Here is a 1,750-nt window from a genome sequence, read left to right as displayed (position 1 = left end):
CCGGGATTCTAGCTTACGTCGCGACAAGCTTCCAGCTTGGACAAGGTTCTTTGGTTTTATCTATCGCCGCAGTAGTTGGCGGCTATATGGCAATGAATATAGGTGCCAATGATGTGGCCAATAACGTTGGCCCAGCGGTTGGCTCAAAAGCGCTCACACTAACCTGGGCGATAATAATAGCTGCAATCTTTGAGGCCGGTGGTGCCTTGTTAGCTGGCGGTGAAGTCGTCAGTACCATTAAGAAGGGTATTATCAACCCCGAAAATATTACTGATTCCACTACTTTTATCTGGTTAATGCTTTCAGCCTTATTTGCTGGTGCTGTTTGGTTGAATGCAGCTACTTACCTCGGTGCGCCCGTTTCAACAACTCATTCAATCGTTGGTGGCGTGCTTGGCGCAGGTATTGCTGCTGGCGGATTGGCCATTGCAAACTGGAATAAAATGGGGATGATTGCTGCGAGTTGGGTTATCTCACCTGTGCTAGGGGGCGTTATTGCAGCCTCGCTTCTCCTATTCATTAAAAAGAAGATTATTTATCAGGATGACATGCTTCAATCGGCAAGACGCTTTGTTCCTTGGTTGATCGCGTTGATGGCGTGGGCGTTTAGTACTTATTTAGCGCTTAAAGGTTTGAAAAAAATATGGAAAATTGACTTCCAAATGGCCGCCATGATTGGTCTTGCTGTCGCCGCATGTTTTTTTGTTGTAATAAAACCTTTAGTTTCAAAGTCATCCAAAAAGCAAGAGAATAATAAGGAAGGCGTCAACAATCTCTTCACTATACCTCTGATTTTTGCTGCGGCATTATTAAGTTTTGCGCATGGAGCAAATGATGTTGCAAATGCCGTAGGACCGCTTGCTGCTATCACCGATTCGATTACCAGCGATGGTATTTCTAAAAAAGCGGCTATTCCTCTATGGGTGATGATGATTGGTGCCATTGGTATAGCAATTGGTTTGCTATTGTATGGGCCTAAGCTAATTCGTACCGTGGGCACAGAAATTACAGAGCTTGATAAGTCTAGAGCTTTTTGTGTTGCAATGGCTGCAGCCATTACTGTTATTATTGCCTCTCAGCTTGGTCTGCCTGTTAGTTCAACCCATATTGCGGTTGGTGGGATCTTCGGTGTTGGCTTCCTTAGGGAGTATCTAAAAACTAGTTATGCAAGTCAATTGCATACCATGCTTAGTCACCATGAGGGTGAAGAAAAGCGCCGGCTATCCGAGTTTCTTGATGATTTTAAAAGCGCATCTGTCGAAGAGATGGAAAAAATGCTGCAGACTGCAAAACAAGAGAAAAAAGCGCTTGGCTTTAATAAGGTCGAGCGCAAGCGTTTAAAGAAAATATATAAAGAAAAGCTTGTAAAGCGGTCCGCATTCAAGAAAATTATTGCTGCGTGGCTTATCACCGTTCCTGCTTCTGCAGCCCTTGCTGCTACGGTGTTTACTCTGATTTCAGGCTTTAGCATTTAAGATTAAGGCCGCTTCGCTTGACTAGGTTTCTTTACTTGAACCTAGTTAAGCGCTAGCCTTCAAGTTATCACAGTAAAGGAGCTGATTATGCCTAAAGAAAAAGTTGCCCACCTGATTACCGATTTGCATGAACGATTTGGTGACGAGTTAGTTAGCCCTCAGCAGCAGTCTTTGCTAGAGCAAGTTAAGACACATGCTCATGAGATGGATGAGGCTGAGCCCGCCGACCCAAACTTTTTAGAGCTTGTTGAAACCCTTGTTGCCGAGGTTGAGGC

The 1,750-nt window shown here is 44.5% G+C and carries 2 protein-coding genes; both read left to right on the top strand.

Going from position 1 to position 1,750, the window contains the following annotated elements; all coding sequences use genetic code 11:
- Positions 1–1,475, top strand: a 1,475-nt coding sequence (locus tag A3761_RS02220) for an inorganic phosphate transporter (RefSeq protein ID WP_068749718.1), incomplete at its 5' end; no start/stop codon positions are given.
- A gap of 87 nt (positions 1,476–1,562) precedes the next feature.
- On the top strand, positions 1,563–1,750 hold a 188-nt coding region (locus A3761_RS02215), incomplete at its 3' end, for a hypothetical protein (RefSeq protein WP_156491507.1).

Source organism: Oleiphilus sp. HI0123, assembly GCF_001635315.1.
Note: the sequence above shows the minus strand (reverse complement) of the source record. Positions and strands in the feature narration are given on the sequence as shown.